Annotated in this window: 23 protein-coding genes; 11 read left to right on the top strand and 12 right to left on the bottom strand. The window is 62.0% G+C overall.

The window, feature by feature from the left end; translation table 11 throughout:
• Positions 1–196 precede the first annotated feature (196 nt).
• On the top strand, positions 197–1,249 hold the full coding sequence (locus ABZ728_RS19515; RefSeq protein ID WP_366657986.1) for a hypothetical protein: 1,053 nt from the start codon (positions 197–199) through the stop codon (positions 1,247–1,249).
• Positions 1,243–3,351: an aminopeptidase P family protein gene (locus ABZ728_RS19520; protein ID WP_366657987.1), complete on the top strand. Its 2,109-nt coding sequence runs from the start codon at positions 1,243–1,245 to the stop codon at positions 3,349–3,351. The genes ABZ728_RS19515 and ABZ728_RS19520 overlap by 7 nt, the downstream gene beginning before the upstream one ends.
• A 38-nt stretch (positions 3,352–3,389) precedes the next feature.
• On the opposite strand, the gene ABZ728_RS19525 is transcribed toward ABZ728_RS19520, so the two are convergent.
• Positions 3,390–4,958 carry a glucan biosynthesis protein G gene (locus ABZ728_RS19525; RefSeq protein WP_366657989.1) on the bottom strand — a complete coding sequence of 523 codons (1,569 nt, stop codon included), beginning with the start codon at positions 4,956–4,958 and terminating at the stop codon, positions 3,390–3,392.
• Between the two features lie 252 nt (positions 4,959–5,210).
• Here ABZ728_RS19525 and minC point away from each other — a divergent pair, with 252 nt between their 5' ends.
• Genes minC through minE form a run of 3 tightly spaced genes read left to right on the top strand, consistent with a single transcriptional unit; the run spans position 5,211 to position 7,192 of the window.
• Positions 5,211–6,035 carry a septum site-determining protein MinC gene (gene minC / locus ABZ728_RS19530; RefSeq protein WP_366657991.1) on the top strand — a complete coding sequence of 275 codons (825 nt, stop codon included), beginning with the start codon at positions 5,211–5,213 and terminating at the stop codon, positions 6,033–6,035.
• A gap of 57 nt (positions 6,036–6,092) precedes the next feature.
• Positions 6,093–6,908 (top strand): septum site-determining protein MinD, encoded by an 816-nt coding sequence (gene minD / locus ABZ728_RS19535; protein WP_366657992.1) that lies wholly within the window; start codon positions 6,093–6,095, stop codon positions 6,906–6,908.
• A gap of 2 nt (positions 6,909–6,910) precedes the next feature.
• Positions 6,911–7,192: a cell division topological specificity factor MinE gene (minE, locus tag ABZ728_RS19540; protein ID WP_366657993.1), complete on the top strand. Its 282-nt coding sequence runs from the start codon at positions 6,911–6,913 to the stop codon at positions 7,190–7,192.
• A gap of 28 nt (positions 7,193–7,220) precedes the next feature.
• On the opposite strand, the gene ABZ728_RS19545 is transcribed toward minE, so the two are convergent.
• From ABZ728_RS19545 to ABZ728_RS19565, 5 genes are all read right to left on the bottom strand, one after another.
• A complete protein-coding gene (locus ABZ728_RS19545; protein ID WP_366657995.1) occupies positions 7,221–8,141 on the bottom strand; it encodes a lysophospholipid acyltransferase family protein in 921 nt (306 codons plus the stop codon).
• Positions 8,141–9,199 carry a tetraacyldisaccharide 4'-kinase gene (lpxK, locus tag ABZ728_RS19550; protein ID WP_366657996.1) on the bottom strand — a complete coding sequence of 353 codons (1,059 nt, stop codon included), beginning with the start codon at positions 9,197–9,199 and terminating at the stop codon, positions 8,141–8,143. Before lpxK ends, ABZ728_RS19545 begins: the two co-directional genes overlap by 1 nt.
• Positions 9,196–10,485, bottom strand: a complete 1,290-nt coding sequence (locus ABZ728_RS19555) for a 3-deoxy-D-manno-octulosonic acid transferase (RefSeq protein WP_366657997.1) — start codon at positions 10,483–10,485, stop codon at positions 9,196–9,198. Before ABZ728_RS19555 ends, lpxK begins: the two co-directional genes overlap by 4 nt.
• 220 nt (positions 10,486–10,705) lie before the next feature.
• Positions 10,706–11,746, bottom strand: a complete 1,041-nt coding sequence (locus ABZ728_RS19560) for a glycosyltransferase family 1 protein (protein WP_366657999.1) — start codon at positions 11,744–11,746, stop codon at positions 10,706–10,708.
• Positions 11,747–11,748: 2 nt separating this feature from the next.
• The gene (locus ABZ728_RS19565; protein ID WP_366658000.1) at positions 11,749–12,567 is read right to left on the bottom strand and encodes a UDP-2,3-diacylglucosamine diphosphatase; all 819 of its coding nucleotides are present in this window, start codon (positions 12,565–12,567) and stop codon (positions 11,749–11,751) included.
• A gap of 235 nt (positions 12,568–12,802) precedes the next feature.
• Here ABZ728_RS19565 and ABZ728_RS19570 point away from each other — a divergent pair, with 235 nt between their 5' ends.
• Positions 12,803–13,825, top strand: coding sequence for a diacylglycerol kinase family protein (locus ABZ728_RS19570; protein ID WP_366658001.1), 1,023 nt, complete (start codon positions 12,803–12,805; stop codon positions 13,823–13,825).
• 194 nt (positions 13,826–14,019) lie between these two features.
• Complete coding sequence (locus ABZ728_RS19575) at positions 14,020–14,688, top strand: MarR family transcriptional regulator (protein ID WP_366658002.1); 669 nt, start codon at positions 14,020–14,022, stop codon at positions 14,686–14,688.
• Positions 14,689–14,772: 84 nt separating this feature from the next.
• On the opposite strand, the gene ABZ728_RS19580 is transcribed toward ABZ728_RS19575, so the two are convergent.
• A complete protein-coding gene (locus tag ABZ728_RS19580; protein ID WP_366658004.1) occupies positions 14,773–15,171 on the bottom strand; it encodes a DUF2306 domain-containing protein in 399 nt (132 codons plus the stop codon).
• 129 nt (positions 15,172–15,300) lie between these two features.
• Entirely contained in the window at positions 15,301–16,662 is a 1,362-nt protein-coding gene (gene hisS, locus ABZ728_RS19585) for a histidine--tRNA ligase (protein WP_366658005.1), read from the bottom strand.
• Between the two features lie 274 nt (positions 16,663–16,936).
• Between hisS and ABZ728_RS19590 the strand changes: the two genes are divergently transcribed.
• Entirely contained in the window at positions 16,937–17,410 is a 474-nt protein-coding gene (locus tag ABZ728_RS19590; RefSeq protein ID WP_366658006.1) for an Lrp/AsnC ligand binding domain-containing protein, read from the top strand.
• A gap of 125 nt (positions 17,411–17,535) precedes the next feature.
• Here ABZ728_RS19590 and ABZ728_RS19595 read toward each other — a convergent pair whose 3' ends face one another.
• Entirely contained in the window at positions 17,536–18,393 is an 858-nt protein-coding gene (locus ABZ728_RS19595) for an alpha/beta hydrolase-fold protein (RefSeq protein ID WP_366658007.1), read from the bottom strand.
• 262 nt (positions 18,394–18,655) lie between these two features.
• Here ABZ728_RS19595 and murB point away from each other — a divergent pair, with 262 nt between their 5' ends.
• Positions 18,656–19,723 carry a UDP-N-acetylmuramate dehydrogenase gene (gene murB / locus ABZ728_RS19600; RefSeq protein ID WP_366658008.1) on the top strand — a complete coding sequence of 356 codons (1,068 nt, stop codon included), beginning with the start codon at positions 18,656–18,658 and terminating at the stop codon, positions 19,721–19,723.
• Between the two features lie 20 nt (positions 19,724–19,743).
• Here the strand turns inward: murB and ABZ728_RS19605 are convergent, their stop codons facing one another.
• The 3 genes from ABZ728_RS19605 to ABZ728_RS19615 form a co-directional block, all read right to left on the bottom strand.
• On the bottom strand, positions 19,744–20,508 hold the full coding sequence (locus ABZ728_RS19605) for a fumarylacetoacetate hydrolase family protein (RefSeq protein ID WP_366658009.1): 765 nt from the start codon (positions 20,506–20,508) through the stop codon (positions 19,744–19,746).
• A gap of 171 nt (positions 20,509–20,679) precedes the next feature.
• A complete protein-coding gene (locus ABZ728_RS19610) occupies positions 20,680–21,018 on the bottom strand; it encodes a hypothetical protein (RefSeq protein ID WP_366658010.1) in 339 nt (112 codons plus the stop codon).
• Positions 21,019–21,223: 205 nt separating this feature from the next.
• A complete protein-coding gene (locus ABZ728_RS19615; protein ID WP_366658011.1) occupies positions 21,224–21,502 on the bottom strand; it encodes a hypothetical protein in 279 nt (92 codons plus the stop codon).
• 180 nt (positions 21,503–21,682) lie between these two features.
• Here ABZ728_RS19615 and ABZ728_RS19620 point away from each other — a divergent pair, with 180 nt between their 5' ends.
• Together ABZ728_RS19620 and ABZ728_RS19625 are read left to right on the top strand one after the other, a co-directional pair.
• Complete coding sequence (locus ABZ728_RS19620; RefSeq protein ID WP_366658012.1) at positions 21,683–22,171, top strand: cupin-like domain-containing protein; 489 nt, start codon at positions 21,683–21,685, stop codon at positions 22,169–22,171.
• A 164-nt stretch (positions 22,172–22,335) separates the two neighbouring features.
• A complete protein-coding gene (locus ABZ728_RS19625; protein ID WP_366658013.1) occupies positions 22,336–22,548 on the top strand; it encodes a hypothetical protein in 213 nt (70 codons plus the stop codon).
• The last annotated feature ends 1,346 nt before the right edge of the window (positions 22,549–23,894 follow it).

A 23,894-nucleotide genomic window follows, 5' to 3' on the forward strand; every position in this document is an offset into this window, starting at 1 on the left:
AAGTATCGGACATTTAGCGCTGTCTTGGTATTAATCCGATATTGCATTGCAAAATTCACCCCAAGTGAAAAAAGTCAATTGAACTTTCGCGTCATAGAGGTGATCCTCTGGCTCTACCATAGATTGCATTTCGCGCGGGTCGGCACGACTTCGACTCCGCAAGGCAGGCCACGGGAGAGGGAGGAGGCGCGGCGTCATGACACCGACCATTTTTTCAGAGCACGGCTATTTCCCCGCATTGCGGACGCGCAGATCGGAACTCGAACTCGGCTATGGTAATTTGCCCGAGGCCGACAAGGACAAGATCACGCCGTTGATCGGTCTGTGCCGCTGGCCGCGGCAGGACACGATGACGAGCACGATCGATCGCGTTGGCGAAATCATGGGCGACCGGCGGTTCTTTGCCGATATCTGCAAGGACCGGGCATTGCTGACCCGCGATTTCTATCGCACTTTCGACGAGGACGATGCCTATCGGTCCTGGCGGGATGTGGCCGCGACCATGCCCGGCGCCATTCCGATGGTCCAGGCCCACTCCGGCCGCGCGCTGAGGCCGATCGTTCGGCAAGCCCTGGCGCTGGAGCGGGCGCATGGTTCGATCGGGCTGCGTATCCCGCCGAACGACTGGGGCCGCTCGCTGGCCGTGGGCATCATCACGGCTCTGGACGCACCGACCAATGCGACGATCTTCATCGATTCGGGCTTCATTACCCAGATCAACGGCAATGACTTCGCGCGGGATCTCGTCGCCACGATCAATGCGTTGCGCGACGAGGTCGCGGAAGTGTTCATCGTCGGCCTGTCGACCAGTTTTCCACGGACTGTTACGCCCTTCGGCGAAACCGAGGGTGAAATTCCGAATCTCGACCGGTCGCTCCATAAAGCCTTCAGTGCCGAGGCCGTGTTCTGCTACGGCGATCATGCGTCCATTCATGTGGAACCCTATGACATCCGGGCACGGGGATTCACGCCGCGAATCGATTATCCGAATCCGGAATCCTGGGTCTACGAGCGCCACGCCGGCCGGGAGGATGGACGCGGGTACCGTATCGCGGGGGAACGGCTGCTGGCGCGTGGAGCGCTGCAGGGCGCGCCCGATATCTGGGGTGTCGACCAGATCAAGGCGGCGGCCGAAGGCGACCTGACCGATCGCAATGTACCGGCGTTCTGGATCGGCGTGCGGGTCAATATCCATTTGCATCAGCAACTTCACTACGCCAAGGCGCAGGGCCAGGACGAGGATTGGTAGCCGGTCCTTGCCAAACGACCGCCTGCATCCTTAGCCTCGACGACAGCCGAACGATAGCGGAGGCGCGGGGCGTGGTTGATGACGAGATCGATGAAAGGCTGCAGGCGGTTGCAGCGCAGCTATCCTATGCCGGCGGCGCGGATGCGCTGAGGGCGCTGCTTGAGGGGGTGTCGGCCGCGCCGCTGGCGACCGATCCGCTGGCGTGGACAGATCTGGTTGCTGGCGACCTCGGCGCCGATCAAAGGCAGGATCTGGAAACATTGAGGCGCCGCCTCGTTGCGCGGCCGCAGAACGAGGCGGAAGTGCCGGCCGCCGATCGAATTCCGGCGCTTCGTGCCCTCCTGGCGCGACTGAACCTCGATGGCTTCGTGGTGCCGCGCGCCGATGAACACCAGGGCGAAGCCGTGCCCGCACGGTCGGAACGGCTGGCCTGGCTGACGGGATTCACCGGTTCGGCCGGCATTGCGGTCGTGCTGTCGAATGCAGCCGCCCTATTCGTCGACGGCCGTTATACGCTGCAGGGACGCCAGCAAACGGACCCTGAAACCGTCGACTGCCGACCGATCGCCGAGGAACGGCCGGAAGCCTGGATCGTGCGGATGGCATCGGCGGGTGCGCGCATCGGCTTCGACCCCTGGCTGCATACCGTCAATCAGGTCCGTCGGATGGAGGAAGGGCTGGCCGATGCCGGCATGGGTCTCATTGCCGTGGACGGGAATCCGATCGATCTGGTCTGGACCGCGCGGCCAGCCGCGCCGATCGCGCCGGTTCGCTGCCATCCGGTCGCGCTCGCCGGGCGCGAGGCCGCCGACAAACTGGCCGAGGTCGCGGCCGCAATCGCTGGCGCCAAAGCCGACAGCGTGCTGTTGAGCGCACCGGACAGCATCGCCTGGCTGTTCAACATACGCGGGGGTGACGTCCCCAACACACCCGTTGCGCTGGGATTCGCCGAGATCGGTCGTGATGGCGACGCGACGCTGTTCATCGATGCCGGGAAATTTCCGGCCGACGTGGCGCGCGAGCTGGGCAGTGTCGCGACGATCCGCGCGCCGGGTGATCTTGATGAGCGCCTCGATGCCCTGGGGGCGGCGGGCAAGCGGGTGATGCTCGATCCGGATCAGGATCCGGTCCGGTTCGACCGGCGATTGCGGGCAGCCGGGGCGGCTGTCATTCACCGGCGCGACCCCTGCGTCGGCCCCAAGGCGCGCAAGACGGCGACAGAGCTGGACGGCGCGCGCGCAGCACATATCCGTGACGGGGTTGCCGTTTGCCGGTTCCTGGCCTGGGTCGATGACCAGGCATCCGGCGGCGGCGGCACCGAGTTGTCGGCCGCCGAGCGGCTCGCCGCCTTTCGGCGCGAAGCCGATGGCTTTAACGGCCCCAGCTTCGACACCATTTCCGGCGTCGGGCCACACGGCGCAATCGTTCACTATCGGGTGACCCCGGAATCGAGTCGTCCCCTGAACGAGGGTACGCTCTATCTTGTCGATTCAGGCGGCCAATACATCGACGGGACGACGGATATCACCCGCACCGTGGCGCTGGGGACGCCGAGCGACAGCATGCGCCGACACTATACGCTGGTCCTCAAGGGGCACCTGGCGCTTTCAGCGCTGCGGTTTCCGCCCCGCACGGCCGGCGCCCAGATCGACGCCATTGCGCGCCATGCGCTCTGGAACGAGGGGCTGGATTACGACCACGGCACCGGCCATGGTATCGGCAGCTATCTCAGCGTCCACGAGGGACCGCAGCGGATCGCGAAGATGGGTGCGGGCGTGCCTCTGGAGGCGGGCATGATCGTCTCAAACGAGCCCGGACTCTATATCGAGGGCGAATACGGCATCAGAATCGAGAATCTGATCGTGGTGACGCCTCCCGAAACCCGACTGGAAACGGACTCCGCCGGTGTCCGCCCGATGCATGAATTCGAAACCCTGACGCTGGCGCCCTATGACAGGCGCCTGATCGACATCGCCCTGTTATCGGCGTCCGAGCGCACGCAGGTGGATGCCTATCATGCCCGTGTGCGTGATGTTCTGGCGTCAGAGATCGAGGATGCCGCCACCCGTGACTGGCTGATCGCCGCCACCCGGCCGCTTTGATGTCAGCGGCGAAGTCGGGCGCATCAGGCCGGACAAAATCAGGCAGTAGGTGTCCAGCGATAGCTCCAGGTCTCCGAAAGGGCACCGCCGGCGTGTTCCAGAAAGCAGCGGATCTCCACCGGGTCCCGTCCGTCGGGAACGATATCGAAAAACAACCGCCAGCCGCCGGTTTCCGGATTGCGGTGCGCCACCGGATTAAGGACGTCGCCTGACGATGCGGTGACGTTGGCGCTGACCTGGTCGGAGTCGATCCCGTCATCGTTCGGTGCTGCGCCGAAATCGACGACGAATTTCGTTCCCGTGCCATGGTCGTCGGTGCCCGGAATTCCGCCGATGCTGCTGCGGCTTTCGATCGTGATCGCGCTCGCCGCCGTCGGTTCCGGGTCCAGGCCCCAGGAAAGGCGGTATCGCCAGCTATGCTCCTCTCCGGCAGCCAGCGGCGTGTCCGGGCGCCAGTACGCAACGATGTTGTCTACCGTTTCGTCGGCCGCCGGCAGTTCCACCAGTTGCAGCGATCCCGCGCCCCAATCGCCGTCCGGCGCGATCCACGCCCCGGTGCGCAGATGATAGTCGGCGCCCAGATCCTGGTAAGCAGCAAAGTCGCGCATGCGTTGCGACAGGCCGAAACCGCGCAGCGATGACGCCCTGAAGGCGCTTGTGGATATTTCATCGGGATTGGCAAGCGGCCGCCACAGCCGTTCGCCAGTGCTCAGATGCAGGCAAAGGCCCTGGCTATCATGGACACGGGGCCGGAAATCGTGGAAGCGCGGCGGGTCGAGCGGCCCGAACAGATACATGCTGGTCAGAGGTGCGATGCCGATTGCGGAAATGTCGCGGCGCGGGATCAGCGTGGCCTCGATATCCATATGGGTATTGTCGCCGGGCGTCATGGTGAAGCTGAAGGCGCCTGTCACGCTGGGGCCATCGAGCAGTGCGTGCAGGCGGCAGGTGCTGGCCCCGTCTTCCGGCCGTTCCAGCCAGAACTGGACGAAGGAGGGAAATTCCTCACCGTCCGGGCTGCCCGTGCCCAAAGCCAATCCCCGTGCCGACAGGCCGTAACGGCTTCCCTGTCCCAGGCCTCGGAAATAGCTGGCCCCCAGAAAGGAGACCAGCTCAGCGAGGCGATCGGGGTCGTTCAGTGGATAGTGATATCGTATCCCGGCATGACCAATTGGCTCGGCATCCGCCAGGCGCGCGCGTGCGTCCGATGCCGGCCCCTCGAATGCGTACTGGTCCTGTGAAAAAGGCACGGTTTCGACGTGGCCGCCGTTGACCGCCGCGATGTCGACCGGTTCCGGAAAAAAGCGGCCGGGATGGAACATCTGCACCTCGAACCGGGATTGGGTGCCGTGCCAGAGAGCTTCTTCCGATCGGAAACGGATATTGCGGTGAATGTCATAGCCAAGTTCCGCGGCGGCTTCGAGGCGCGGGCGCGGGCTGTATCGGCCGGCTGCCCGTCGTCGAGCTTCCGCCAGCACGTCGGCGGGATCGAAAACAGAGGCCAGTCCGTCTTCCGGAGCGGTCGCCGCCCTAGCGGCCCGGAAAGGCGCGGCTGGCCATGCGGCGCAGGCGGAAGCTCCCTTCAGGAAAACCCGGCGGTCGATCATGGTCGGTGGTCCCTGGTGTCTGGTCCCAAAATCCGACCCCGAAAACTGGCTCTCGTGTTCTGGCGGTCGGCTCCGCCAGTCGCCACTTCGGGGCGGTCACAATGACCGGAGATGGAGTCCCGTGCGTCGGAAGTCCAGAGTCCGATGGGCGGTTTTCCGTGGCTGAACGGTGACGATTGCATCACGCTATTTACCTGAGTCCGCGAAACGGCTACACGTCGGAAATCAGATCTCCCACGCGATGGACGTTGCATGACACAAGGTGGCGATCAAGCGCCGGACAGGCGGGGGACGCCGCGCCGCGAGCGGCCCCCGGCCCAAACGGAAAATGACAGCGAACCGCCCTTCCGGCTGCTGGGCGGGGCGTTTACCATGATGGTGCTCAGGCTAAACCGGCCTGATGACCAGTCGTTTTTTCCGCTGTTGCTCGACAAGATCGAGCAGGCGCCCGATTTCTTTCGCCACGCCCCGGTCGTCCTCGACATCGGCGCCCTGCCCAATGATCGGCCGTTCAATTTTGCCGAGTTCATGCGCCGACTGAGGCAGCACAACCTGATACCCGTCGGTGTTCAGAACGGCACCGACGGCCATAATCGCATGGCCGCTGCCGCTGGCCTTAGCCTGGTACCGGCGGGGCGGCCGGCAGCAGCCCAGGGCCAGGCAGGGGGGCAGGACCAGGCAGGGGCCCAGAACCGAAGCCCGGCCGGGGGGCAGCCCGAGACCGCCGGGGCGGAATCGATGACGCCGACCAAACTTGTGGTCGAGCCGATCCGGTCGGGACGCCAGATCTACGCCAATGGGGGCGATCTGGTTGCCATGTCGTCGGTTTCCAGCGGTGCGGAGATCCTGGCGGACGGCCATATTCACATCTACGGCTCGCTACGGGGGCGGGCCCTGGCCGGCGTGACCGGCGACGCGACCGCGCGAATATTCTGTCAAAGTTTCGACCCGGAACTTGTATCTATTGCAGGTTATTGGCTTGTGCGAGATGATATCGCCGAGAACCTTATTGGCCGGCCGGTGCAATGCCGGCTTGAGGGCGAAGCTCTCGTTGTAATGCCACTTGAGAAAATTTGACGGTTTCTTTGATCGGCTTGGGGCGCACCAACCCGAAATGGGGCAACGGAGGTATCTTTGGCAAAAGTAATCGTCATGACATCGGGCAAAGGAGGGGTCGGAAAAACCACTTCCAGCGCGGCGTTTGCGGCCGGATTGGCGTTGCGCGGCAAGAAGACCGTCGTTATCGATTTCGATGTCGGCCTGCGTAATCTCGATCTGGTCATGGGATGCGAGCGGCGCGTCGTCTTTGATTTCATCAATGTGATCAATGGTGACGCGAGGCTGAATCAGGCCTTGGTCAAAGACAAGCGGATCGAGGATCTCTATATCCTGCCGACGTCCCAGACGCGCGACAAGGACGCCCTGCGCAAGGAAGGCGTGCAGCGTGTTCTGGACGAGTTGAAGAAAGATTTCGACTATATCGTGTGCGACAGTCCGGCCGGCATCGAAAAGGGCGCCCTGATGGCCCTTTATTTTGCCGATGAAGCCATTGTTGTCACGAATCCCGAAGTCTCGTCGGTGCGCGATTCCGACCGCATCCTCGGCATGCTCGCTTCGCGGTCCAAGCGGGCCGAAGATGGCCAGGACCCGGTCAAGGAGCACCTGCTGATCACCCGCTATGATCCGGATCGCGTCGATCGTGGCGACATGCTGCGCGTCGACGACATCCTGGAGATCCTGGCGATTCCGTTGCTCGGTGTCGTGCCGGAAAGCCAGGCTGTGCTCAAGGCGTCGAACAGCGGTATGCCTGTCGTGCTCGAAAAGGAAAGCAGTGCCGGCCAGGCCTATATGGACGTGGTTGGCCGGTTCCTGGGCGAGACGATCGAACAGCGATTCATCAAGACCGAGAAGAAAAGTCTCTTGCAACGGTTCCTGAGGAGGTCCGCTTAGAAATGAGCCTTCTCGATTTTTTTCGCGCCAAGCCGCGTGCCAGCGCCGACACGGCCAAGGAGCGGCTCCAGATCCTGTTGGCCCATGACCGGGCGGGTCGGGTCGGTCAGGACTTCATCCCGATGATGCAAAAGGACATTCTTGCGGTAATCGCCCGGTACATCGAAATCGACGAGGAAAAGGTCTCGGTGCAGGTCGAAAACAGCGGCAGCATGTCGACCCTTGAGGTCAACATCGAACTGCCGTCTTCCGGTGGAGGGCAGCAGCGGCGCCGGGTGAGTTGACGGCCCGCGAACGTGAGTTCGCGCGCCGTCATTTCTTGCGCACGTCGTAATCGATCGACCACCGCCGGTGGATCCATAGCCACTGTTCCGGCGCCTGCCGGATCCATGCCTCGATCCGGGCATTGATGGCGGTAACGATCAGGCGGATATCCTCGTCCCGGTCTCCGGAACGGGGGTTTTCGATGCGCGGCGCCACGTCCAGCTCGAAACGGGCGCCGTCGATCCGGCGGACGACCATGGGTACGATGGGCGCGCCCGTCTTCAGCGCAAACAATACGGCGGCATAGGGTGTCCGCGCCGGATGACCGAAAAACGGGGCATCGATTCCCTCGCGCATTTTCTGGTCCATCAGCACGGCCAGGGTGCCTCCGGCGCGCAAATGCCGCAAGGCGCTACGGCCGCCGTCACGGCCCTTGGCGAATTGCGCGACACCGCTACCGCCCCGCAGCCGCTGGAGCAGGGCGTCGGCGAAGCGGTTATTGAGCGGCCGATAGAAGACACCGGTGGGTGGAAACACGTCCTGGGCCCCGAAGCCGCCGATCTCCCAATTGCCGTAATGCGCACCGACGATCACCAGAGGAACGGCGGAAGCTTCACCATCCCGAGCGTGCCGCAGGTCGTCCAGCGAGGCCAGCGCGCTTTTCTCTGTGGTGTGCTGCCAAAGCTCCTGCGTATGCGGCATTTCCGCCAGAACGCGGCCGAAATGTGTCCACATGCGCCGACGCAGCGCCTGGCGCTCGTCCGCCGGCATTTCCGGAAAGCACAACGTCAGATTCCGTTCGGCGATGCGATTGGCCCGCCCCATGACCCGTCCGGCCAAACGTCCGACAGCGCCGCCCAGCGCCGAGGCACGGTGCGCCGGAAGTGCGCCGAACAGCTTCATGACGGCGCCCAGCGCCAGGGCTTCGACGCGGTGGCCGACGTAATACTGAAAGCGCGATACGCCCACTAGCCTCGGTCCTTTTGTGGATCCACCCCATGCGCCCCGGCGGGCGGACCGGCAGTATCCCGGGCTTGTAGCAAATCATTCAGCAATCGGTCGACCGATTCCGGGGCGTCCCAGGCGACCGTGACCGCAAGCGGCGTCACCCGATCGCGGATCGGCGATGGCAGCCGGACATGGTCTTTCTCGGTGGTCCAGAGCGGGGCATCCAGCCTGTCTGCCAGGTCGGCGAGTGCCCGGAGGTCGCGCGGCTTGTAGGCGTAGTGGTCCGGAAACGGTATCGCCTCGGCCAGTTCGGCGCCCGCAGCGCGCAGGGAATCGAAGAACTTGTGCGGCCGCCCGATGCCGGCGAACGCGACGATCCGGCTTCCCCGGACATCGGCAATCCGTACCGGATCGGGCACCAGCCGTGCCGACAGGACCGGACCGTTGACGAGAGACAGATCGGGATGGCGCAACTCATGGCGTCCATCATCCGGTATGCCAGCGCCCATAACCACGACCCCCTGGGCCCGGCGCGCCGCGACAGCCCAGGATTCGCGCAGCGGCCCCGCAGGAATTGGCAGGCCATTGCCGATCCCGACCGCCGCGTCGACCACCAGCAGCGCGCAGTCCTTGGCCAGTCCGGAATTCTGAAAGCCGTCATCCATCACGATCGCCGTGGCGCCTGCCTCGCACGCGTGGCGGGCCGAGGCGGCGCGATCGCCGCCGACCCAGACCGGGGCCGATCGCGCCAGCAGCAGCGCCTCATCCCCCACCGCCTCTGCGGTGTCGGACGCGGGATCGACGCGGTGAGGACCCTTCGTGCGGCCGCCGTAGCCGCGCACCAGAATATGCGGACTTTCGCCCCGGGCCACGAGCCGGCATGCCAGATCGATGGCGACCGGTGTCTTGCCGGTGCCGCCCGCGGTGACGTTGCCCACGCACAGCACCGGTATGCCGCAGCGCCATGGGGTGGTGCGTCCGCGGCGCCACGTGCCGGCCAGGGTATAGAGGCCTCCGAGCGGGGCGAGCAGCCAGGCCAGGGTACCGCGCCGGTCATACCAGAAGGGTGGCGGCCTCATGACCCTTGAGACTCCCCGGGGGCAGGCGCGCCCAGTACCGGCATCACGGCGGCGGCGATCCGGTCGACGGTGGTCTTCAGTGACCGTGCGATCTCGCCTGCAGCCGCAGTCTGCGCCGCCCGCAGCGCTGGATCCGAAAGCAGCAGTTCCACCGTATCGGCCAGTTCCCCGGCCGAAGTGACACGGCGAAGGCCGCCGTCGTCTTCGATCGCTCTGACGACATCTGCGAACGCCCAGTCATGGGGGCCCATCACCAGCGCCGAGCCGGCATCGGCTGCCTCAACCGGATTGTGCCCTCCCATGGGCACCAGCGAGCCGCCAACAAACGTCACCGGCGCCAGAGCAAGGAACGTCGACATCTCGCCCATGGTGTCGGCCAGATAGACGGAGATGGTATCGTCAATCGGCTCCGAGCGGCTGCGCTGGGCAACGGCCATGCCGCTGGTGGCGGCAGCATCGCGCACCCCGTCGGCCCGGACCGGATGGCGAGGCATCAGAATCAGCAGTATATCCGGGCGGCGGTCAAGAAGGCGGCGATGGGCGTCGAGCACGATCGTTTCCTCACCGTCATGGGTGCTGGCAGCCATCCATATCGGGCGGTTCCCGGCTGCGGACCGCAGCGGTTCGAGAGTCGCCATCTGCGGCGGCTGCGCCGGTGCAGAGGTTTTGATATTGCCCGTCGGACCGAGCCGCAGCGGTCCGATGGCGGCAAACGCGTCGGCGTCGGCCGTACTTGCCGGACAGATCAGGGCGAACGCGTCGATGATCGCGCCGAAGAATCGCGGGGCCCGCTGCCAGCGCCGGGCGGTGGTATCGGAAACACGGGCGTTGACCAGCACGGCCGGAATCGAGCGTTCGCGGATTGCGGCGAGCATGTTCGGCCAGAGATCGCTTTCGATCCAGACCACGGCGTCGGGCTGCCAGTGGTTCAGGAAGCGCTCAACATAGCGCCGGCGATCGATCGGCAAGTAGCAGTGGAACGCCTGCTCCGGCAGACGGGGCATCAGCATATCCGCCGATGTGACCGTGCCGGAGGTCACCATGACGCTGGCCAGGGGGTCGGCGTGCATTAACCGCTGGATCAGGGGAAGGGCGCCAAGGGTTTCGCCGACGCTGGCGCCGTGCACCCAGATCAGCCGGCCCGGCGGCCGCTTGGCCGTCTGCAAGCCGACGCGCTCCCCCAGCCGGGTTTCGTCCTCCTTGCCGCGCATGAGCCGCCGTTTCAGCAGCATTGGCACCAGCGGACCGGCAGCGTCGGTCAGGCAGCGGTACAGGGCGTACAGCATTCACTCAGACAAGCGTATGCGTGCCGCTGTCGGGCGTCGCCCGGTCGTATCGCCGGCAAATCTGAACGTCGCTGTCATGAGCACGGATTCCGATGTCTCCCGACTGAATTTCGAGCCGGTGGGACATTAGATCAGTTTCGGCGCCGATGAAACCATCAGGTCGATGTGCCAGTGGTTCTGGCAAGATCCACTATCCGCAGACGCTTCGGGCCGCAGGGATCTATGCGGCGTTTGCCAGGACCGGCGCCGGGCGCAGATTGCCGACGAACTGCTGTGTCGCCCGCTCCCAGGACAAAGCTTCTGCGAACCGGCGGCACCGCGTCCGATCGGCGGTGAGCGCGCGGGCGATCGCTGTCTTCAGATCCGTGTCGAGCGCGCCGACGCCCTGGCCGTCAGGGCCGATCAGGTCGAGCGGTCCCGGTACCGGATTGGCGGCGACGGGAACGCCGCACGCCAGTGCTTCGAGCATCACCAGCCCGAACGTGTCCGTACGCGAGGGAAAGACGAAGACGTCCGCAGCAGCAATATGGCGCGCCAGATCGGCGCCGTGCCTGGCACCCAGCCAATGGACCGACGGGAAAACCGATCGGAATCTGGGCAGCGAGGGGCCATCGCCGATCACGACCCGGGATCCCGGCAGATCGAGTGCAGCAAACGCTTCGACCGACTTCTCCGGCGCCACACGGCCCACACTCAGATGGATCGGCCGGGGAAGGCCGGCAAAGGGTTGCAAGGCGTCGTCGTTTGTGTCGATCGGTCTGAACAGCGACACATCGACGCCACGAGTCCAGCGAACGAGGTTGGCGAACCCCTGTTTGCGCAGGCGGGCTTCGATCGTCGGTGTCGCGACCATGGTGTTTGACGCGGCGCCGTGGAAACGGCGCAGGACGGCGTACAGCCACGCGGTCCGAACCGGCAGGCGCAGGGACAGATATTCCGGGAATGCCGTATGATACGACGTCGTAAAGGTCAGGCCCGCCCGGCGGCAGTAGCGCCAGGCGGCCCAGCCCAGCGGCCCCTCGGTTGCGATATGAATGGCATCGGCACCGGCAGACCTGATGATTCGGCCGACGGCCGACGGGGTCGCGATCGACAGCCGGATTTCGGGATAACTCGGACACCCGACGGTCCGGAAGCCGTCCGGCGCGATGATCGTTACGTCATGGCCTTCCGCGACAAGACAGCACCGTGTCGTCTCAAGGGTCCGGACGACACCGTTGATCTGTGGATGCCAGGCGTCGGTTACGATGACGATGCGCACGATCAGGCCACTTTCCGGACGGGCGCCGAAGGTTCGCCGCAGACACCCGCGGCGACAGCACCTACGGCCGCAGGACGCTCGGCCCAGCGCAGGATCTCCAGAGAACCGTCATGGTGCTCCACCAGCGCGGTGCAGCTTTCGACCCAGTCGCCGTCGTTGCAGTACAGCGTGCCTTCGATCGAACGGTGCTCGGCGGTGTGAACATGACCGCAGATGATGCCGTCGACGCCCTGGCGGTGAGCTTCCGCGGCCAGGGCGGCTTCGAACCGGCCAAGAAAGTCGACGGCTTTCTTCGTCCGGTACTTGAGAAATGCGGATAGAGACCAGTAGGTGAAGCCAAGCGAGCGCCTCAGAACATTGAGACCAGTGTTGAGTCGCAGCAGAATTTCGTATGCCGTCCCGCCCAGATGGGCGAGCCATTTGGCGTGCCGCACGACGACATCGAATTGATCGCCATGGATAACCAATAGTCGCCGGCCGTCCGCCGTCTGGTGCACCACGCTATTTTCGACATGTATGTCACCAAAGGCCTGACCCAGGAACTGCCGGCCGAATTCGTCGTGATTGCCGGGCAGGAAGACGACCTTGACGCCCTTGCGCGCCTTGCGAAGGATCTTCTGGACGACATCGTTATGCGACTGCGGCCAGTACCAGAACCGCTTCAGCCGCCAGCCATCAACGATATCGCCGACGAGATAGAGCGTATCGCAGTCGGTGCGGCGAAGAAAATCGAGCAAAAGATCGGCCTGGCAGGCACGTGTTCCAAGATGTGTGTCCGAAATCCATATCGTCCGGAACTGCAAGCGGTCCATATCGGTCATGCGCGCCTACTTCAGGTGTTCACCGCCGGCAGATCTTCTTGAGTGCGTGTCTCGACGGATGCTGGAAGCGAAGAGTGAAGTTTTTCTATGAATTCGACTATCATTGACGCAGTGCCAGAGCAATTGAAGATCGAAATCTCTGACCGATATCAGAAAAACTTCTTGATTTTGTAATCGTTTCATCCATGTTCTGTAACAATTTCGTCGGAAATTCATCACATAGCACGGAGAATGAATGGTAGCGTCTCCTGGGTCCGTTTCGGGAGCAGTATCGGGCGCTGCGGCCCCACCGGACGAGGCCGACGAAGGGACCGTCGAGGGCGCGGCAGCAGGGCCCGGGGGGAGGGCCGTGGTTATCGTCAACCCCCGGGCCGGACCGAAACGCAGCCGCCGTTTGATGGCGGCCGTCGCCCGTCTGCGCGAAAGTATCGGGACGGTGGAGATCCTGGAAACCGGACGGCCGGGCCATGCCACGGATCTGGCGCGGGATGCGGTGGGCCGGGCGTCGCTGATCATTGCGGCGGGTGGCGATGGGACCATTGCCGAGATCGTCGACGGCATGGCCACGGGCGCCGCAGATGCCGGGCGGCCGGTGCCATTGCTCGGAATTCTACCCGTGGGTACGGCCAATGTTCTTGCGGCCGAACTCGGCCTGACGTCGTGCGAGACGGCGGTCGAGCGGATCGTGACCGGTGCCGTGCGCGAGGTTCGCGTCGGCATTTTCGAGTGTGTGTCGGCGGCGGGAACCGTGGATCGTCGACACTTCATGTCGATGGTCGGCGCAGGGTTCGATGCTGATGTCGTGGCTTCAGTCAGTCCCGCTTGGAAAAGCAGGATGGGCAAAGCCGCCTACGCTCTGGCGGCGATCCGTCGACTCGTGCAGCCATGCTCGCTTTCGCTCCGCGTGGGGCTCGACGGCGGCGCGCCCGTAACGGTGGCGTCGGCCGTCATCTGCAACACGCATTTCTATGGCGGCCGATTCGTCCTTGCACCACGGGCGCGGGCCGAGGACGCGACGTTTCAGGTCTGTCTGTTCAAGAAGGCCGGGCGGTGGGCGGCGCTGAGATATATGGCGGCCATGATCGCTGGCCGAATGCCAAGTCTCGATGTGGCCGACTACGAGGTCGTGCCGGCGCGCGATATTGAGGTTTCAACCGATTTCACGTCACCATCGGCCGTGCAGGCCGATGGTGACTTCGCCGGTTGGCTTCCGATTCGGGTCTGGGTGGCGTCGTCGCCGTTGCGTGTGGCTGCATGATGGTCGACTATGCTGCTAATGTGCCGGATTCGGCTTACTTTTTCGTCATCGGCATAACCTTGACTTTTCTCTATGCGCGCTTAAGATGAACCAATAAGGTCCCGCGTTACGAATGGGATTCAATAGCGGCCGGGAACGACCGGGGCGGTCTTTCGTCACGGCGCCACCTGGATGGCGGAGGGAACGCAATCGACATGGGCCATGAGACCGCTTCGAAGATGGCGTCGGATCAATCACTTGCCGAGAGTGATGGTTTATTCCGCCAAAGCGACGATACCACGGTCGGTGCCGTCAGCAAGACGACCGGCGGCCGGTCCACGACCGAGGCCGATTCCGCCTGCGCCGACGGCGTTCCCGTCGGCCGGCACCCACAGATCGACTGGTCGACGCTGGCGAGCACGCTGAGGCCCGAAAACAGCCCCGGATTTCTGCTCTGGCAGGTGACGAATTTATGGCAGAGGCGGTTGCGCTCGGCGCTGGAGCGTCATGGCCTGACCCATGTTCAGTTTGTTCTCCTGGCGGGACTGGCGTGGCTGGAAGCCCGCGAAGCCAATGTCAGCCAGGCCCGGTTGGCGCAGTTCTGCAAAACCGATGCGATGATGACCAGCCAGGTGGTGCGTGCGCTGGAGCGCGAGGGAATGATCCGCCGCGCATCCAGCGTTGCCGATCGCCGGGCCCGGTCGCTGCAGGTGTCAGACCGGGGGGCGGAAATTCTCAACAAGGCGATGCCGGCCGTTCTCGAGGCTGACGCCGGTTTCTTCGGTTGCCTGCCTGATGGCCATGCCGGTCTGGTGCAGACGCTGCGGTTCCTCTGGCAGAATTCCACCACCAAGCCGTCAAACGGGTCCGGCGGCGGAGTGTGAACCCCGCCAGACGCCATTCCTGCCCGGCTTCGAACGCCCCCGCACAACGCCCCTGCATAACACCCCGTCATACCGCCCGCAGTGTCAGCCGCCGAACAGGACCGCGTGCATAATCCGGCCCGGCAGGAAGGTGAAAAATCCCGCGACAGCCAGCGCACCGGCGAACATCCAGATCATGGCCGAGCGGTGGTCATCGATTCGGCCCCGTCGGGCATGCAGGACGGCAAAAGGCAGAGCGACCAGGACGCCGATCGACAGCAGATGGATCGGACTCCACAGCCCGATGAACCGGAATTCGAATATCCAGAAACTCGAGATCGCCACGATGGCCATTGCCGTCACCCAGCCATAGCCGAGGATGCGGTGGACGATCGTCCCCTTGATGCCGGCGAACTGGATGATGCCCAGCACTGTCGCAATCGCGGCGGCCAAAACGTGAAGTTGAATGGCGAGGGTGGATTGGAGGATCGGTGTCAGTGTCATGGACTGGCTGCCCTCTTTCGCCATGCCGTCGTTGCGGCATTGAATGAGAATCTGCGAACGGTTCGCTCCCACACCCTTTAAGGCGCAAGCATCGATTTATTGCAACCTTTTTTAGAAACCGGCTACGGGTTAGCTGCCCTCCTGAATACCTCCCGCGATGATGCGCGCGACGAGGTCGGCCATATCGGCGCGCGGAACCGTCATCTGATCGCCAGTGGCCAACGCCTTGACCTGCACACGCCCCTCGGCCAGTTCGGTCTCACCGGCAATGACGGCGACCGCGAACCCCTTCTTCGCCGCGTATTTCAACTGGTCGCCGATCTTCTTCGGCTCGGTGAACAGTTCGGTGGCGATTCCGGCGTTCCTCAGCGTTGCCGCCAGACCGAGCGATGCGGACAGATAGTCGCGGTTCATCACCGTCACCAGGACCGGCGCCGGTGTCTGGGGTCCGGTTCTCAGGATGCCGGCATCGAACAGCCGGGCGAGCATGCGGGTCAGGCCGATGGAGATACCGACGCCGGGAAGTCTCTGCCGCGTAAAGGTCGAGGCAAGATCGTCGTATCGGCCGCCGGAGCAGATGCTGCCGATCTCCGGCAGCGCCGCCAATCGTGTCTCATAGACGGTGCCGGTATAGTAGTCGAGGCCGCGGGCGATCGACGGGTCGAAGACATAGGCCGATTCCGGCAGGCCGAGATCGGCGAGCGCGGAGAAAAGTTCGCCGACATCCCTTGCCCCTTCCAGAAAGAGGGGATCGTCGCACAGCGAGGCCAGGTCGGCGGGGTCCGGCGCCTCGGTGATGAAGCGAAGCAATCGGTCGACGGCCGGGCCGTCCAGTCCGGTGCGCTCGCCGAGTTGCCGGGCAACCGCCTCGGCGCCGATTTTCTCCAGTTCGTCGATGACCCGCAGGGCATCGGGCAGTTTTGCATCTTCAAGGCCGAGTGAACGGATGAAGCCCTGCAGGACCTTGCGGTTGTTCATGCGAATGACGAAGTCGCCGATTCCCGCCCGGCTGAAGATCGCATGGATGACGCACGGGATTTCGGCGTCGTTAAGCGTGCTGAGCGATCCGTTGCCGACGATGTCGATGTCGCACTGATAGAATTCGCGAAAGCGTCCGGCCTGTGGCCGCTCGCCGCGCCAGACCTTTTGCATCTGGTAGCGGCGGAATGGAAATGTGAGGCTGCCGAAATGCTGGGCGACATAGCGGGCGAGCGGAACGGTCAGATCGAAATGCAGCGCCAGATCGGTGGAGGCATCTTCGCCCTCTGCGGCGGCGAGGCGTGACAAGCCATAGATTTCCTTGTCGACCACCCCCTTTGCGGACAGGATTTCCCGGTTCTCGACCGCCGGCGTTTCGATCTGGGCAAAGCCGTGCCGCTCGAACTCCTCGCGGATAATCGCGAGCAGACGATTCTCGACGATCTTCTGCTCCGGCAGCCATTCCGGAAAGCCGCTCACGGGCCGCGGTTTGACGATCCTGGTCTCTGCCATGGGGGCGGTGTCCTGAATTGGGGTCGCACGTTTCTGCGCAGGATGGTGTAACGGTCCGGCGCCCTTGCCGCAAGCGGTCACCGGTCAAGGCCGTCAAGTGACGAAGAGCGCATGTTCTGCGGGTTTCTTCTCCGGGTTTCACGCCCTGCGGCAGCTTGACCGGCACGCGTTCGACGGCCACCCTTGGCCGCCGACGCGTTTTTGCGGCGGGCACTGGGTTGGGGTTCAGGCTGAGATCCGGGCGAACTGTCTCGGACGGAGGAAATTAAGAAGAATGGTACGGGAACTGGATGCGATCGACCGGCGGATCCTGACGGAACTGCAGGCCGACGGGCGCATATCGAACGTCGAATTGTCCCGCCGGGTCAATCTCAGCCCCACCCCATGTCTGGAGCGCGTCCGGCGCCTGGAGCGTGACGGATTCATTACCGGCTACACCGCGACACTTGACCCCCGCTTGATGGATGCCGGCCTGACCGTCGTCGTCGAGGTCCGTCTGGAGAAGACGAGCAATGAGGTCTTCGAACGGTTTCAGCGGCGTGTTGCCGAGATACCCGAAATCATGGAGTGCTTCATGATGGCCGGTGTCTATGATTACCTGCTCAAGATCCGGATCCGCGACATGGATGAGTATCGCGCGTTGCTCGGGGGAGTGCTGGTCTCGCTGCCGGGGGTGCGGTCGACGAATACCTATGTGGTGATGGAGGAAGTCAAGGCCAGCAACCGCATCCCGGTCCGGGAAGGGTGACCCGCTGCCGGGAAGGGGGTAGGGGACAAGGAATGCCGCAAAGAATACCCTACCCCGGACGGCGCTTCCGCGCCGCCGGAGCGGTGAGGAGGGGATCGGCCTTGCATCGCCGATCCCGATCCCGGTCAGTTGGCGCGGGGCCAGCTGGCGTATTGGGTCATATAGACCATGGCGTCACCGATCGAGTCGCGCCAGACATGCCATTCATGGTCGCCGTCGACCACACGATATTCCACGGCGCCGGGTTGATGTTCGCGCATCGCCTGATAGAAAACGGCAGCGTGATATGCGATATCGAACGTGTCGTGGTCGCCGGAATTGATATACATCGGGACGACGGTATCCTGTTCCAGATAGTCGTCGATGAAGGTCGGCCAGTTCAGGCTGTCCCAGACTTCCTGATCGAAGGAACCATCGGTCTGGAAGACGACCGACCGGTGGGCCGAGGAGTGGCTTGGCGGCGTCGGATCGTAAACCGCCGGGCTGAGGGCTGCGGATGCGATGAACATATCCGGAAACTGCAGCACGTAGTTGACCGTACCGAAGCCGCCGGCGGACAGCCCGGCCACCATGCGGCCCTCCCGCTCGGTGATCGCCTGATAGGTGTCCTCGACATGGGGGATGAGATCGTCGAAGAAGGCGGTCTGCATCATCTCGTCATTGCCGTCCGCCCACCAGTTGTTGCCGCCGCCCGGCATGACGACGATCATCGGCGGCAGGGTGCCTTCATCGATCAATTCGTTCAGCGTGGGAACGACGCGGCCGCTGGTGACCCAGTTCTGCTCGTTGCCGTTGGCGCCGTGAAGCAGGTATAGAACGGAATAGTCCAGGTCGCCGCTCTCGTATCCTTCGGGAAGATAGACAGTATAGCTGAACTCGCGATCCAGGGTCTCTGAGTCGAATGTAACCCGTTCCACCGATTGCGCAAAAGCCGGAGCCGCAACGATGACGAGCGCAGTAGAGAGTATCAAGGCTGAACGCATGGAAGTTTCCTCCGAATGTGATTTTTATTTAATGTCGAGTGGCCTGTTGCTGGACAACACGCATTGATCGACGCCGAATGGGGGCATCGAAAAGGGTTCCGCCAGCAGAAGGACAGTGACAGTCGAAATCGCTACTCTTGGTAAGTGCGAAATTCATTAGAGTCGGAATGGTCGTGGCGGTCAAGACATCATTGGTTAATGTGCGGGCCGATGCGGCAGATGCCCTTGCGCCCGGCCATGAAGGCGGCTTATCAGGGACATCATGAGTGAGCACGCCTCCAGGCCGCCGACGCCCCGCAAAGGGCCGACCGAATTGCCTTCCGTGACAGAGGATTTTCGTCTCGACGGCTGCAATACCTTCGGCCTGCGCGCGACCAGCCGTTATGCCGTCGCTGTCGACAGCGAAGACGCGCTGGCGGCGGTGCTGACGGATCCGGTCCATGGCGGCCTCGATCGGCGCGTGATCGGCGGCGGCAGCAACGTGATCCTTAGGGAGCGCTATGACGGCTTGACGGTGTTGATGCGCGTGCGGGGACGCCGCCTGATCGATGAACGGCCCGATGCCTGGATCGTCGAGGCCGCTGCAGGCGAGGATTGGCACGATTTCGTCGGCTGGACGGTCGCGGCCGGATATCCGGGGCTGGAGAATCTGGCCCTGATTCCCGGTACCGTCGGCGCGGCGCCGGTGCAGAATATCGGTGCCTATGGCGTTGAACTGGCGGACCGGTTCGATTCTCTGCGCGCCTATGATCGAGAAACCGGCGACTTCGTCCGAATGGATCACGCCGAATGCCGCTTTGCCTATCGCGACAGCGTGTTCAAGCACCAGCCCGACAGATATGTCGTGACAGCGGTAAGAGTCCGCTTGCCCCGTCCGTGGCAGCCGGTCACGACCTATGCGGATCTGCGGGCGCGCTTTGCCGGCGGTGGCGCGGACGACCCGTCGCCGCGGGAGATTTTCGACGCTGTAGTGGCGGTCAGACGTTCCAAGCTTCCCGACCCCGCCGTCCTCGGCAATGCCGGCAGCTTCTTCCAGAACCCGGTGGTCGATGCCGCGGCGTTCGACCGCCTGGTCGCGCAGTGGCCCGATATCTCCGGCCACCGGCAGGCCGACGGCCGGGTCAAGCTGTCGGCGGCGTGGTTGATCGATCGATGCGGCTTCAAGGGTGCCCGAAGTGGTCCCGTCGGCGTGTTCGACCGCCACGCTCTGGTGCTGGTCAACCATGGCGGCGCGGCCTTTTCCGATGTCATGGCGCTGGCCGACAGAATCGTTGCTGCGGTCTGCGATCGCTTTGGCATCGTTCTGGTGCGGGAACCGCTCGTGCTGTGAACATCGGTTCGGCCGAGCGGTCAGCCGGGCGCGAAAGTCAGGGTCACGGTTCCCAGGCCGGCGATGCTGCCTTCGACCCGCGTGCCGGGTTCGATGAAGTCCATGCCGCTCAACGATCCGGTGATGACGATCTGGCCGGGGCGGATGGTGTATTTGTGCAACGCGGCGGCCTGGATGAATCCGGCCAGAGTGCCGAAGGCGCTGCCGCCCGGCACGGGGCGCGGCCCTTCCACGATCGTTTTGCCGTCGAAGGCGAGGGTGACCGACGGTTCGCACAGATCTTCCGGACGCCAGTCGTCCACCGGCTCGCCGATGACCGCGCCGGCTCCGAGTTGATTATCGGCGAGTTTCAGCCCTGGCGGCGTTTTGGTGAACGTCTCGAACCGGCTGTCGACGACTTCGAGTGCCGGGCAGGGCCGGACGCAGTCCCGAAGCCGTTTCTCGAAATCGGATGAATCAGCCGATGGCAGCGGCCGGTCGATCAGAAAGCCGACTTCCAGCTCGATCCCGCACGCGCCCAGTTCGTTCGCTGTGAATGTCGCGCCGTTCCTGCGGATCATCGATTGCGGAATTGGCGCGACCGACGGATGGTCGTCGGGGGACGTCCGGCCAGCCTTGAAGCCGCCTGCCGGTCCGATCCCGGCCAGTACCCGGGCCTGGATCGCATAGGCCTCGGCCACGCTCGGCTCGGCATCCGTCACCGCCGAAGAAGGGATGCGGCGACCGGTACGCCGTGCATCCAGAATGGCGTCGGCCAGTGTCGTGACGGTGTCGGTCGTGTCCATTCTTCGCAATCCTTCGCCGGTGACGGCCATGCCGTCGGTAGGCCATCGGTATAACCGGCAGGGGGCATCCCCGACAATGATCATCGCCGGGCCTCATTGCCGGGCGACGCAAAAACGCCGGCGTCCCTTCCGGGGCGCCGGCGCTCGAAACGGCTTGTTATTTTCAGGCTATCAAGTGCGGAGCATTCTGCCGCATGTGTCGGTGATGTCCTCGTGCAGATCGGCGTCGATGCCGGCCGGCAGGAATTGCTCGGCAAGCTCGGCGCGATCCTCGTTGCGCCAGCCGCTGAGGCCTTCTGCCGTGTTGCCTTCCGCCAGCCAATACTCGTTTGCCCGGCCCACGCAGACCTCCGCCAGCGTCATGACCCGCGCTTCGCGGACGGTTTCATTCATCGTGCTTGTTGTGACGACAAACCCACCGGCAAAGGCAACGGCCAGGACGACCACCGCGCCGCCAATGGCGCCGCCGATGATGGGTTTCGCAGCTTCCATAGTGTCTTTGATGTTCATTTCAGTGCCCCAAATTCCTGTGATTAAAAACGCTACTTGGTGCAGCGAATTAACGTATATATACGCCCATTGATAATATATGTCGAGACAAAGTCATGTCATGATATAAAAACGAAATATAAAATCGCGATATTTTTAAATTTTTGGTCAACAGTGCGAACGTAATTGCCTTAAGAATTATGGCCGTCATTCAGAGGTTAATTCATTAATTTTCGACAAGGAAAGTCAGCGCGAACCAGTGCTGAGGTTTCTTGTCGAGGCGCAGGCGCCTCGCTATCAGGGCTGCCAGCCCCTGAGCGCCACGGTAATGGCGCCAGAGCCCCAGTCCCGCCAAGGCAGCGGGCGGGAAAGCTTTTGTGCCCGGATCAATGGCTTTCGGCATATCCGGAACCATCAGTTGCCAGAACGTCACGATGCCAAGCCCCAAATCCTGCTTGACCACCACAATTCGACCCGCTAAATGATCAACCTGTGCTAGTACCATGAAAAATTATGCAACTAATCTGTTCTGGTATTATGGTTACGACAAAGCATTCGACATCTAACTGGATTGAGCTTCACGCGGTCGATAATGACTGCCTCCAGGACGTTATTGCCACCTACCGGGTCGGGAGGCTGTGGCCAATCCCGCTATGCATTCCGAACCGTCGAGCAGGTCAATTACATGCATTCCCACCTGCAGAACCGAAGCTTGGGGGCGGTACCGACGCATATTCCGACATCCAGTTTGCACCGGGACCCATTGACCGGGTTTCTGTTACAGGTGATCGGGCGCAAAAGGCTGGACCTCTATTCGGCGGATCAGGCGGAACTCATTTACCCGATGAAGAGCTACAACCTTTATCAGCCCTGCTGGTTCAAGCCCGAAGCGCCGAATTATGACCTGTATCCCAAGGCGCGCGACGCGAAGTGCATCTCGGTGACGCTGGAGCCAGGGCAATTGATGCTGCAACCGGCAGGCTGGTTTCATCAGGTGCATGCGCTGGATGATCTCTTCGGCGCCGTCAGCTTCGGCGGTGGCGGTGGTGGTGGGGGTAGCGCGCTCGGCTGCCCTGCTCGTGAGCAGGAGCGCAGGGTTACGGGCAAGACCGGAATGGCGAATAAACCTGTAACATTCGGAGCGCCCAATGTAGCGCCAACAATTACCTCATGAGAAAAACCGCCGTTGCGGGGATAGCGACTAGTGCAGCTTTTGGCCTTCAGGTTGGTGCCGGAGCAGCCGTTAGGACTTTCGCGTCTTATCTCGTCAAATAATCGAATTCAATATATGGCGTAAGTGTTTTTTTTGCCGCCACAAGCGACTGGGAAAAAGAACCCATGGATTTCTGGGATAATTGGGGTGTCGCGATAGTAGCTTTTGTTGGCGCGATTGTCGGTTCAATGATTGCGAAACGTAAAGAATGTTGGGTATTATTCGCTTTGTCATTAAAAGTAATTTTTGTAATAGAAGGATTTACTAGATCTGGATTTGTGGTATCCATGTTATTTATATTTATGGTAAACTACTTGTTATATTTGAAAAAACAATAGTAATATATAATAATATATTTAAAATTTTGGATTCGCGAATAAAGAGAGCTCGGCACACAGCAACGCCGCGACCGTAACACAACCGCGCGGCAACAAGAAGGAAGACGAAGCATGTCCCAGGCTATCGTGAACGCGATGGATGATCCCTTCGGTACCGTCAGCTTCGGCGGCGGCGGCGGCGGTAGCTCGCTCAGCGGCCCTGCGCGTGAGCAGGAGCGCCGCAATCGCTCAGGTAGGTCAGGGGCATTCCCAGCCGGTGGAGGGATCGGCATTTCGAAAGCCGCTGCTTGTGGAGTGGCAACGTCGGCCGCAATGGGTGCTTCTTTTGTCCCGCACGCGGGTGTAAAAGCAGCATCCGCTGTTGGCGCAGGAGTTATTGTGTGGCAGTGCACTAGTTAAAGAATCTGCCGTTGTTTTAAGTTAAAGGCTGCCCGCCATTGTGGTGGGCAGCGACATAAAAGGAGAGGATTATTGTCAAACCTTATTATTACTATTATTTTAATTGTCGTATCAGTTAGTGTTGGGGCAGCGCTATCTATATTTAATATATCAGACACTGCTTCAATAATTATATTCATTTTTCTTGGAATCGTATTCTATTTATTATTAAAAATACAGAACAGATGAAAAGTAGTAAAATAAAATGTCGGTGAAGTATGATGACATGAAGATATGTAAAAATGTGAAATGTGATCGTGAGTGCGATGGTTGATCCTTTCAGCACTGGTAGTTAGGTGGGGATGGCGGCGGTAGCCCGTTCAGCGGCCCTGCGCGTGAGCAGGAGCGGAGGGCTACGAGGAGGACTAGTATGCACAATTACACGACGGCGGGTGGAGCGTTGGGTGTCAATACTGGCAACTGCTCGGTGTATAGTGCTAGCCAAGCTGCCGTCGGTGGCGGCGTGCATGGAGGTGTTGGTGGTGCTGTCGTTGGCGGTCCCGCTGGAACAGCGAAGGGCGCCGGTGTCACTGCTGTCGCCGCTACCGCTGCTTACTCTGCTACTTGCTTTTGGTAATAGTGACCTAGCCGCCCTGGCCTGCCGTATCGTGGGCCGGGGCGATTTATTTTTATACCCGCTTGGAAGAGATTATCGTGCGTAACATGATGAAGAACTGGAAGAGAAACTTGATTCTGGCTATTATAACTGGAATTTCACTACCTATTACTCAATATCTTATGGATTTCCATCCAAACAACAGGTTCTTGATGATTATTATAACGACCATTTTGGCCGTATTGTTTTATAATTTAATTGAAATTATCAATAAAAAAAGATTGATAACTTTTCGACTATTAATTGTTTTCTGCGTCAAAAATAGTAGGCCTGTAATTAGCAGGTAGTGCAG

The organism is Fodinicurvata sp. EGI_FJ10296, from assembly GCF_040712075.1.
Classification (GTDB): Bacteria; Pseudomonadota; Alphaproteobacteria; order DSM-16000; family Inquilinaceae; genus JBFCVL01.

What these genes read in the sequence shown, in the direction of transcription:
- ABZ728_RS19515 (WP_366657986.1), top strand. Translation starts at nt 197, where the DNA reads ATGACACCGACCATTTTTTCAGAGCACGGCTATTTCCCCGCATTGCGG.
- ABZ728_RS19525 (WP_366657989.1), bottom strand. Translation starts at nt 4,958, where the DNA reads ATGATCGACCGCCGGGTTTTCCTGAAGGGAGCTTCCGCCTGCGCCGCA.
- minC (WP_366657991.1), top strand. Translation starts at nt 5,211, where the DNA reads ATGACACAAGGTGGCGATCAAGCGCCGGACAGGCGGGGGACGCCGCGC.
- minE (WP_366657993.1), top strand. Translation starts at nt 6,911, where the DNA reads ATGAGCCTTCTCGATTTTTTTCGCGCCAAGCCGCGTGCCAGCGCCGAC.
- lpxK (WP_366657996.1), bottom strand. Translation starts at nt 9,199, where the DNA reads ATGAGGCCGCCACCCTTCTGGTATGACCGGCGCGGTACCCTGGCCTGG.
- ABZ728_RS19555 (WP_366657997.1), bottom strand. Translation starts at nt 10,485, where the DNA reads ATGCTGTACGCCCTGTACCGCTGCCTGACCGACGCTGCCGGTCCGCTG.
- ABZ728_RS19565 (WP_366658000.1), bottom strand. Translation starts at nt 12,567, where the DNA reads ATGACCGATATGGACCGCTTGCAGTTCCGGACGATATGGATTTCGGAC.
- ABZ728_RS19570 (WP_366658001.1), top strand. Translation starts at nt 12,803, where the DNA reads ATGGTAGCGTCTCCTGGGTCCGTTTCGGGAGCAGTATCGGGCGCTGCG.
- ABZ728_RS19575 (WP_366658002.1), top strand. Translation starts at nt 14,020, where the DNA reads ATGGGCCATGAGACCGCTTCGAAGATGGCGTCGGATCAATCACTTGCC.
- ABZ728_RS19580 (WP_366658004.1), bottom strand. Translation starts at nt 15,171, where the DNA reads ATGACACTGACACCGATCCTCCAATCCACCCTCGCCATTCAACTTCAC.
- hisS (WP_366658005.1), bottom strand. Translation starts at nt 16,662, where the DNA reads ATGGCAGAGACCAGGATCGTCAAACCGCGGCCCGTGAGCGGCTTTCCG.
- ABZ728_RS19590 (WP_366658006.1), top strand. Translation starts at nt 16,937, where the DNA reads ATGGTACGGGAACTGGATGCGATCGACCGGCGGATCCTGACGGAACTG.
- ABZ728_RS19595 (WP_366658007.1), bottom strand. Translation starts at nt 18,393, where the DNA reads ATGCGTTCAGCCTTGATACTCTCTACTGCGCTCGTCATCGTTGCGGCT.
- murB (WP_366658008.1), top strand. Translation starts at nt 18,656, where the DNA reads ATGAGTGAGCACGCCTCCAGGCCGCCGACGCCCCGCAAAGGGCCGACC.
- ABZ728_RS19605 (WP_366658009.1), bottom strand. Translation starts at nt 20,508, where the DNA reads ATGGACACGACCGACACCGTCACGACACTGGCCGACGCCATTCTGGAT.
- ABZ728_RS19610 (WP_366658010.1), bottom strand. Translation starts at nt 21,018, where the DNA reads ATGAACATCAAAGACACTATGGAAGCTGCGAAACCCATCATCGGCGGC.
- ABZ728_RS19615 (WP_366658011.1), bottom strand. Translation starts at nt 21,502, where the DNA reads ATGGTACTAGCACAGGTTGATCATTTAGCGGGTCGAATTGTGGTGGTC.
- ABZ728_RS19620 (WP_366658012.1), top strand. Translation starts at nt 21,683, where the DNA reads ATGCATTCCCACCTGCAGAACCGAAGCTTGGGGGCGGTACCGACGCAT.
- ABZ728_RS19625 (WP_366658013.1), top strand. Translation starts at nt 22,336, where the DNA reads ATGGATTTCTGGGATAATTGGGGTGTCGCGATAGTAGCTTTTGTTGGC.